Annotated in this window: 8 protein-coding genes; 1 reads left to right on the forward strand and 7 read right to left on the reverse strand. The window is 62.0% G+C overall.

Annotated elements, in window-relative coordinates:
- Positions 1-104: 104 nt before the first annotated feature.
- From ACW9I6_RS27300 to ACW9I6_RS27330, 7 genes are all read right to left on the reverse strand, one after another.
- Positions 105-1,529: a gamma-aminobutyraldehyde dehydrogenase gene (locus ACW9I6_RS27300; RefSeq protein WP_003209554.1), complete on the reverse strand. Its 1,425-nt coding sequence runs from the start codon at positions 1,527-1,529 to the stop codon at positions 105-107.
- Positions 1,530-1,707: 178 nt separating this feature from the next.
- Positions 1,708-2,517, reverse strand: coding sequence for an ABC transporter permease (locus tag ACW9I6_RS27305; RefSeq protein WP_003209553.1), 810 nt, complete (start codon positions 2,515-2,517; stop codon positions 1,708-1,710).
- The gene (locus tag ACW9I6_RS27310) at positions 2,507-3,436 is read right to left on the reverse strand and encodes an ABC transporter permease (protein WP_457340045.1); all 930 of its coding nucleotides are present in this window, start codon (positions 3,434-3,436) and stop codon (positions 2,507-2,509) included. The genes ACW9I6_RS27305 and ACW9I6_RS27310 overlap by 11 nt, the downstream gene beginning before the upstream one ends.
- A 1-nt stretch (position 3,437) precedes the next feature.
- On the reverse strand, positions 3,438-4,472 hold the full coding sequence (locus ACW9I6_RS27315) for an ABC transporter ATP-binding protein (protein WP_003209551.1): 1,035 nt from the start codon (positions 4,470-4,472) through the stop codon (positions 3,438-3,440).
- A 180-nt stretch (positions 4,473-4,652) separates the two neighbouring features.
- Positions 4,653-5,804: a putative ABC transporter substrate-binding protein YdcS gene (ydcS, locus tag ACW9I6_RS27320; RefSeq protein WP_003209550.1), complete on the reverse strand. Its 1,152-nt coding sequence runs from the start codon at positions 5,802-5,804 to the stop codon at positions 4,653-4,655.
- A gap of 72 nt (positions 5,805-5,876) precedes the next feature.
- On the reverse strand, positions 5,877-7,334 hold the full coding sequence (locus tag ACW9I6_RS27325) for a gamma-aminobutyraldehyde dehydrogenase (protein ID WP_003209549.1): 1,458 nt from the start codon (positions 7,332-7,334) through the stop codon (positions 5,877-5,879).
- Positions 7,335-7,467: 133 nt separating this feature from the next.
- Positions 7,468-8,379, reverse strand: a complete 912-nt coding sequence (locus tag ACW9I6_RS27330; protein WP_003209548.1) for a LysR family transcriptional regulator — start codon at positions 8,377-8,379, stop codon at positions 7,468-7,470.
- A gap of 168 nt (positions 8,380-8,547) precedes the next feature.
- Here ACW9I6_RS27330 and ACW9I6_RS27335 point away from each other — a divergent pair, with 168 nt between their 5' ends.
- Positions 8,548-9,261 carry a tellurite resistance TerB family protein gene (locus ACW9I6_RS27335; RefSeq protein ID WP_003209547.1) on the forward strand — a complete coding sequence of 238 codons (714 nt, stop codon included), beginning with the start codon at positions 8,548-8,550 and terminating at the stop codon, positions 9,259-9,261.
- The last annotated feature ends 77 nt before the right edge of the window (positions 9,262-9,338 follow it).

Below are 9,338 nucleotides of genomic sequence, written 5' to 3' on the forward strand. Positions count from 1 at the left end.
TCCCGCGGGGGTGAGAAGCGCTCCGGGGATTTTTGGACCCCTACAAAGCCAAGGGGGAACAACCCCCCTCGCCACAGTGAGCTCGCTTCGACAGGGGTAAAGGGTCAGTGCTTGAACATCACATGGCGAACGGTGGTGTAGTCCTCCAGGCCGTACATGGACATGTCCTTGCCGTAGCCGGACAGTTTCTGACCGCCATGGGGCATTTCGCTGACCAGCATGAAGTGGGTATTCACCCAGGTGCAGCCGTACTGCAACCGTGCAGCCAGGCGATGGGCGCGGCCGACGTCGGCGGTCCACACGGAAGAGGCCAGGCCGTAGTCCGAATCGTTGGCCCAGGCCAATACCTGGGCCTCGTCGTTGAATTTGGTTACCGACACTACTGGCCCGAACACTTCGCGGCGCACGATTTCATCGTCCTGCTGCGCGTCGGCCAATACGGTCGGCTCAAAGAAGAACCCGTTGCCTTCCACCGCCTTGCCACCCGTGATCAGGCGGATATGGGATTGCGCCACGGCACGCTCCACAAACCCGGCCACACGGTCACGGTGCTGTGCGGTGATCAGCGGGCCCAGCTCGGTGGCCGGGTCATCCTGCAAACCGTATTTGATGCTGGCAACCGCCGCGCCGAGCTTCTCGACGAACGCGTCGTAGATATCGGCCTGTGCATAAATCCGGCACGCAGCGGTGCAATCCTGCCCGGCGTTGTAGAAGCCGAAGGTGCGAATGCCTTCCACCGCCGCGTCGATATCGGCGTCGTTGAAGATGATCACCGGCGCCTTGCCGCCCAATTCCATGTGCATGCGTTTGACGCTGTCGGCAGTGCTGGAAATGATATTGGCCCCGGTGGCAATCGAACCCGTCAGCGACACCATGCGCACTTTCGGGTGATTCACCAGCGGGCTGCCCACGGTTGGCCCACGGCCAAACACCAGGTTGAGTACACCGGCCGGGAAAATTTCAGCGGCCAGTTCCACCAGGCGCAGCGCGGTCAGCGGAGTTTGTTCCGAAGGCTTGAGCACCACGGTATTACCGGCGGCCAGGGCCGGGGCGATTTTCCAGGCGACCATCATCAGCGGGTAGTTCCACGGCGCGATGGAGGCAATTACGCCCACCGGGTCACGGCGGATCATCGAGGTGTGGCCCGGCAGGTACTCGCCGCCGGCCGAACCGCTCATGCAGCGGCTGGCGCCGGCGAAGAAGCGGAACACATCGGCCACCGCCGGGATCTCATCATTCAGCGCGGCGCTGTAGGGTTTGCCGCAGTTGTCCGACTCAAGCTTGGCCAGCTCTGCGCCGTGGGCTTCGATGGCGTCGGCGAGTTTGAGCAGCAGCAGCGAGCGATCCTTCGGTGGCGTTTGCGACCAGCCTTCAAAAGCGCTGTCGGCAGCACGCACGGCGGCGTCGACCTGGGCTTCGCTGGCTTCCTTGATTTCCACCAGTACCCGACCCAACGCCGGGTTGAACACTGGCTGCGCCGGGCCTTCGCCTTCGACCAGATGGCCGTTGATCAGCAGTTTGGTTTGCATGGTTCAGTCCTCTTAAAGCTGCATCGTTTCCCCTGCCGAAACCGGTTCAAGTGTGGGAGCGGGATTGCTTGCGAGTAGGGTCTTTAGGTTGACACATAAGCTGACTGATCCACTGCTTTCGCGAGCAAGCCCGCTCCCACATTTGAATCTCATTCCTTCAGTGGCAATGTGTTGTCAGTTATTTACCGCCACTACCGGCCACGCTTTCGCCGCCGCGGGTCAGGTAATAGGCACCCAGGATCGGGAACATCGTCACGATCATCACCAGCATCGCCACCACGTTGGTCACCGGCACATCCCGTGGCCGGCTCAACTGGTTGAGCAGCCACAGCGGCAAGGTGCGCTCGTGGCCGGCGGTGAAGGTGGTGACGATGATTTCGTCGAACGACAGCGCGAACGCCAGCATGCCGCCGGCCAGCAACGCCGAGCCGAGGTTGGGCATGATGATGTAGCGGAAGGTCTGCCAGCCGTCGGCGCCGAGGTCCATCGAGGCTTCGATCAGGCTGTGGGAAGTGCGGCGCAAACGGGCGATCACGTTGTTGTAGACGATCACCACGCAGAAGGTCGCGTGGCCGACGATGATGGTGAACATCCCCGGCTCAATCCCCAGGGTCTTGAAGGTCGCGAGCAACGCGATACCGGTGATGATCCCCGGCAGTGCAATCGGCAGGATCAGCATCAGCGAGATGCCTTGCTTGCCGAAGAACTCCCGGCGATACAACGCCGCCGAGGCCAGGGTGCCGAGCACCATCGCAATCAGCGTGGCGATGGCCGCGATTTGCAGCGACAGCTTGATCGCTTCCAATACGTCCGGCCGCGAGAAGGCCACGCTGAACCACTTCAGGGTGAAGCCCTGGGGTGGAAAGCTGAACGCCGCCTCTTCGGTGTTGAAGGCGTAGAGGAAGATGATCAGGATCGGGAAGTGCAGGAAAACCAACCCGCCCCAGGCCGCGATTTTTAGACTGAGTGAGGCTTTTTCAGAGTGCATCGAAGGCCCCCAGACGTTTGACGATGGACAGGTAAACCGCGATCAGCACGATCGGCACCAAGGTGAACGCCGCGGCCATGGGCATGTTGCCGATAGCGCCTTGTTGCGCGTACACCATGCTGCCGACGAAGTAACCCGGCGGGCCCACCAGTTGTGGCACGATGAAGTCGCCCAGGGTCAGCGAGAACGTAAAGATCGAACCCGCCGCGATCCCCGGCACCGACAGCGGCAGAATCACCTGCATGAAGGTCTGGCGCGGCTTGGCGCCGAGGTCTGCCGAGGCCTGCAGCAACGATGGCGGCAAACGCTCCAGCGAGGCCTGGATCGGCAGAATCATGAACGGCAGCCAGATGTACACAAACACCATGAACCGCCCCAGGTGCGAGGTGCTCAAGGTGCTGCCGCCCACGCCGGGAATGCCCATGATGAATTGCAGCGCCGGCTCCAGGCCCAGGTGCTGCACGAACCACTGCGCCACGCCGCCCTTGGCCAGCAGCAGGGTCCAGGCGTAGGCCTTGACGATGTAGCTGGCCCACATCGGCATCATCACCGCGATGTAGAAAAACGCCTTGGTCTTGCCGGTGGTGTAGCGCGCCATGTAGTAGGCGATCGGGAACGCGACGATGGCACTGGCGATGGACACCACCACCGCCATGCTCAAGGTGCGCACGATGATGTCGAAGTTCGACGGCTGGAACAGCGCGGCAAAGTTGGCCAGGGTCAGGTCAGGGGTGACCGCCATGGTGAAGTCATCGAACGTATAGAAGCCTTGCCACAGCAAGGTCAGCAACGAACCCAAATAGATTGCGCCAAACCAGATCAGCGGCGGCACCAGCAGCAGCGACAGGTACAGGTTGGGCTTCTTGTACAGCAGGTTGGAAAACCTGCGCATCGGCGGTTGGGACAGGGCCAGGCTCATGTCACACCTCGCCTGCGATGTCGGTCAACGGCGTCATGGCTTCCCGCGCCCAGCGCGCGGTGATGGACTGGCCGACTTGATGCCCGGCGGTGGTGTCCAGCCATTGGTTGTTGGCCTGGCTGATGTTCAGCGCCTGGCCGTTTTCCAGTTTCAGTTCGTAGCGGGTGGCGCTGCCCTGGTACTGAATGTCATGCAGCAGGCCGCTGACTTCCACCTCGCCGCTGCCCAGCGGGCCTTCGGCGAAACGCACGTGTTCCGGGCGGATCGAGAACGGCTGCGGGTTACCGCTCAAGCGTTGCGCCAATTCGCCGCGAATCACGTTGGAGGTGCCGACGAATTCCGCGACGAAGGTGGTGGCGGGCTTCATGTACAGGTTGCGCGGGGTGTCGACCTGTTCGATGCGGCCCTTGTTGAATACGGCCACACGGTCGGACATCGACAGTGCTTCGGTCTGGTCGTGGGTGACGAAGATGAAGGTGATGCCAAGTTGGCGTTGCAGTTTCTTCAGCTCGCTTTGCATCTGTTCGCGCAGCTTCAGGTCGAGAGCGCCGAGGGGCTCATCCAGCAGCAATACGCGCGGACGATTGACCAGTGCGCGGGCCAGGGCCACACGTTGACGCTGGCCGCCGGAGAGTTGCACCGGCTTGCGGTCGCCGTAACCGCCGAGGGCGACCATGCCCAGCGCTTCTTCGGCGCGGTTGAGGCGTTCGGTCTTGCCTACGCCTTTGACTTTCAGGCCGTAGGCCACGTTGTCCCGCACGTTCATGTGGGGGAACAGCGCGTAATCCTGGAACACAGTGTTCACGTCGCGCTGATACGGCGGCAAGCCGGCGGCTTCCTCACCGTGGATGCGGATGGAGCCGGCACTGGGTTGCTCGAACCCGGCGATCAGGCGCAGGCACGTGGTTTTGCCCGAGCCGGAAGGGCCGAGCATGGAAAAGAACTCGCCGTCCTGGATATCGATGGAAACCCGGTCAACGGCTTTCACTTCGCCGAACTGACGGGAAACGTGGGTGAATTGGACTGCAAGCGTCATGGTGCGGTGCTCCAAAAAGGCGCGTCTTGTAAAAATTAAATCGGAGGTAGAGGTGATCGTTCCCACGCTCTGCGTGGGAATGCAGCGCTGGACGCTCCGCGTCCGCCCTTAAAGTCGTGACGCGGAGCGTCACAGGAGGCATTCCCACGCGGAGCGTGGGAACGATCAACTAGGGAGTGCTTAGCGCCCGCCCATGATCGCGATGTAATCCTGGGTCCAGCGGCTGTACGGCACGAACTTGCCGCCTTCAGCCTGCGGGGTTTTCCAGAAGGCGATCTTCTCGAACTGGTCGAAACCGTTGGTCTTGCAACCCTCGGCGCCCAGCAGTTCGCTTTCCTTGCACGCCGCGGGAACCGCCGGCAACGAACCGAACCACGAGGCCACATCACCCTGGACCTTCGGCTGCAGCGACCAGTCCATCCACTTGTAGGCGCAGTTCGGGTGCTTGGCATCGGTGTGCAGCATGGTGGTATCCGCCCAGCCGGTGGCGCCTTCCTTCGGAATGGTCGAGGCAATCGGCTGCTTCTCATTGACCAGGCCGTTGACCTGATAGGGCCATGCGCTGGAGGCCACCACGCCTTCGTTCTTGAAGTCGCTCATTTGCACGGTGGTGTCATGCCAGTAGCGGTGGATCAACGGCTGCTGGGCGCGCAACAGGTCGAGCACGGCCTTGTACTGGGTTTCGGTCAGCTCGTACGGGCTCTGGATGCCCAGTTCCGGCTTGGTTGCCTTGAGGTACAGCGCCGCATCGGCGATGTAGATCGGGCCGTCATAGGCCTGCACGCGGCCTTTGTTCGGCTTGCCGTCCGGCAGGTTCTGCGCATCGAACACCACGTTCCAGCTGGTGGGCGCGGTCTTGAACACGTTGGTGTTGTACATCAACACGTTCGGGCCCCACTGGTACGGCGTGCCGTACGTTTGCTGGCCGACCACGTACCACGGCGCATCTTTCAGGCGCGGGTCGATGTTCTTCCAGTTGGGAATCAGCGAGGTGTTGATCGGCTGTACGCGCTTGCCGACGATCAACCGCAGCGAGGCATCGCCGGATGCGGTGACCAGGTCGTAGCCGCCCTTGGCCATCAAGCTCACCATCTCGTCGGAGGTGGCGGCGGTCTTGACGTTGACCTTGCAGCCGGTCTCTTTCTCGAAACCGGTGACCCAGTCGTAGTTCTTGTCGCTTTCGCCACGTTCGATATAGCCGGGCCAGGCGACGATATCCAACTGGCCTTCACCGGCACCCACCGCCTTCAGCGGTTCGGCGGCCTGGATGCTGACACTGGCCAGCAGCGCGGTGGTCAGGGCACTGAGCAGTGCGGTCTTGTGCGCAGACATGGGGGTTCCCTCTTCTTTAATTATGGTCGGGGCAGTTTTTGCAGCAGGTGGTGCGTGAGCGTAGTTGTTGTTTTAAAGATGCTGGCCGTGGCGCGCCATGATGTGCCGCACCACGCTGTAGTCCTGTAGCGAATCGCTGGACAGATCTTTGCCATACCCCGAGCGCTTCAAGCCGCCGTGGGGCATTTCGCTGACCAGCATGAAATGACTGTTGATCCAGGTGCAGCCGTATTGCAGGCGCGACGCCACTTGCATCGCCTTGTCCAGATTCTGGGTCCACACGGAGGAGGCCAGGCCGTATTCCGAGTCGTTGGCCCAGTCCACCGCCTGTTCCAGCTCGTCGAAGCGGGTCACGGTGACCACCGGGCCGAACACTTCGCGCTGCACGATTTCATCATTCTGTTTACAACCGGCCAGCAAGGTTGGCTGGTAGAAGAAGCCAGCACCGGAATGCACGGCGGCGCCGGTGATGCGTTCGATATGCGGCTGGCCGAGGGCGCGTTCGACAAAACTGGCGACGCGGTCGCGCTGGCGGGTGCTGATCAGCGGGCCGAGTTCGTTGTCGGCATCGCGCTTGCCGGCAAATCGCAGGCTGCTGACGGCGGCGCCGAGCTCGGCCACCAATTTGTCGTGGATGCCGGCCTGGGCGTAGATGCGGCACGCGGCGGTGCAGTCCTGGCCGGCGTTGTAGTAACCGTAGGCGCGCACGCCTTCGACCACGGCTTGCAGGTCGGCGTCGTTGCACACGATCACCGGGGCCTTGCCGCCCAGCTCCAGGTGCGTGCGCTTGAGTGTCTTGGAGGCGGCCTGGAGGATCTTCTGCCCGGTGACGATATCGCCGGTCAACGAGACCATGCGCACCTTCGGGTGGCTGACCAAATGGCTGCCGACCCCTTCGCCGCCGCCACACAGGATGTTGATCACCCCGCGCGGCAACAACTGGCTCAGTACGGGCGCCAGGGCCAGGATCGACAGCGGGGTATGTTCCGACGGCTTGAACACCAGGGTATTACCGGCCGCCAGGGCCGGGGCGATTTTCCAGGCGGCCATCATCAGCGGGTAATTCCACGGCGCAATGGAGGCCACCACGCCAATCGGATCGCGACGCACCATGCTGGTGTAGCCCGGCAGGTATTCACCGCTCAGTTGCCCGGTCTGGCAGCGCACGGCGCCGGCGAAGAAACGGAACACATCGACGGTCGCGCTCAAATCGTCCTGACGTGCCAGGTGCAGCGGCTTGCCGCAATTCAGCGATTCCAGGCGGGCGAGGTAGTCGGCTTGTTTTTCGATTGTCTCGGCGATGCCCAGGAGGATGTTCGAACGCTGCTGGGGCGTGGTCCGCGACCAACCGGCAAAGGCCCGGTGGGCGGCGAGGATTGCGGCTTCGACCTGCTCGGTACTGGCTTCGGCGATATGGGTGAGGATTTCACCGGTGGCCGGGTTGATGATCGGCTCGACAAACCCCTGGCCCGGGACCAGTTCGCCGTCGATCAGCAACGCAGTGAGCAGCGGTGTGGGCGCGCCAGACATTTTTCGCGATCTCTTTTCTTGTGTGGTCATGGCTGTTCTCGTGCGAGGCGCCTGACCTTCTCTTATGGGATGAGCAGAGACTAGAGGTCAGGCGCGAGGTCAACAAATACTAAATACTGAAAGCAGCATTCGATTAAATAGATGGCTTGCGTGGGTGGGGCTGTTCGCGGGCCACCGTCAGGAATGGGTCCACCAGCGCCGGGCGCGCCGTGCCCCGGCGCCAGGCCAGGCCCACGTCTAGGGTCTGGCTGAGGTCGGCAATCGGCCGGGCCTCGATGATGTCGCCTTCCAGGGACCAGGGGCGGTAGGTCATGTCCGGCTGGATCGACACGCCCAGGCCGGCGGCGACCAGGCTTCGCACGGCTTCCGTCGAGGCGGTGCGCAAGGTGACGCGAGGTTGCAGCCCGGCGCCGGTCCACATGCGTTGGGCGTTGTGGCCCATTTCGTCGACGTTCAGTTGAATCAGCGGCTCGCGCGCCACATCCGCCAGGTTGATGCTGTCGTGTTCCAGCAGCGGGTGCTGGGCGGGCAGCCATAAACGGTGGGGCGAGTGGGTGAGCACTTCGGTTTGCAGGGCGTGGCGGTCTTCGAGGTTGGAGAGGATCAGCACGCCGACGTCGATTTCACCGCTGACCAGCAGGTGTTCGATGTAGGGGCGTTCGTCCTCCATCACGCGGATTTCGACATTGGGGTAGGCGCGCTGGAAGCGGGTAAGCAAGTCCGCCAGGTAGTAGCCGGCGACCAGGCTGGTCACGCCGATGATCAACTGCCCGGCCACCTGGTCGGTGCTCTGTTGCAGGCTGCGCTTGGCGTTGTCGACGGTGGCGAGGATGAGGTGCGCCTGGCGCAGGAACTGGTGGCCCTGGTGGGTCAGGGTCATGCCCTTGGCGTGGCGGTTGAACAGGTTGACGCCGATTTCCTGTTCCAGTTGCTGGATCGCCAGGGTCAGGGTGGACTGGGAGATGAAGGCGGTCTGGGCAGCGGCGGAGATCGAACCGGTCTCGGCCACGGCGATGAAGTGACGGATCTGACGCAAGGTCATCATGCTGGAATTACCAGTGGGGTGTTTTTATAGATTTGTTCGAGTGTATATCGTTTTAATTGAGGGGTAAGCGCGTTACATCTGGAAGCACTCTAGATCGGGGGTTTTTGGCACTTAGTTTTACGCTGGGGGCCTATTGGTCCTGTGAACTTGAGTTTCTGGAGGTTGTGAATGAATACCCGTGGATTGCTCGATCAACTGCTCAAATCCGGCCAGGACATGTTGCAGAACAAGGCTGGCGGGCAGCGCAAGTCAGATGACAAGGGTGCCCTTGGCGGACTGCTGGGTGGCGGCGGGTTGGGTAGCTTGCTTGGCGGTGCCGGTGGTGGGGCCCTCGCGGCCGGCGCCATGGGTCTGTTGCTGGGCAACAAGAAAGCCCGCAAGTTTGGCGGCAAGGCGCTGACCTATGGCGGGTTGGCTGCTTTGGGGGTGATTGCCTACAAGGCCTACGGTAATTGGCAGGCGCAGCAGGCCAGTGCGCCTCAAGGGGAGCCGCAGACCATTGATCGGTTGCCGCCGGCCCAGGTCGAGCAGCACAGCCAGGGGATTTTGAAGGCGCTGGTGGCTGCGGCCAAGGCTGACGGGCATGTGGATGAGCGTGAGCGGGCGTTGATCGAAGGGGAGTTTGTGAAGCTGGATAACGATCGTGAGTTGCAGCAGTGGTTACATGCCGAGCTGAACAAGCCGCTGGATCCGGCAGATGTGGCTCGGGCTGCCAGTACTCCGGAGTTGGCTGCCGAGATGTATATCGCCAGTGTGATGTTGGTGGATGAGGAGAACTTCATGGAGAAGGCTTACCTCGATGAGTTGGCGCGGCAGCTTAAGTTGGAGCCGGGGTTGAAGGCTGAACTGGAGAAGCAGGTGCGGCAGGCTGAGGTGGTTTGATTGTGTACATATCCGTTTCTGCGGTAACGGCTACTTATGGTTTCGCTCTTACAGCGAGTCACTTTGCAAAAGCGGCA

The organism is Pseudomonas sp. SDO5522_S412 (assembly GCF_054071215.1).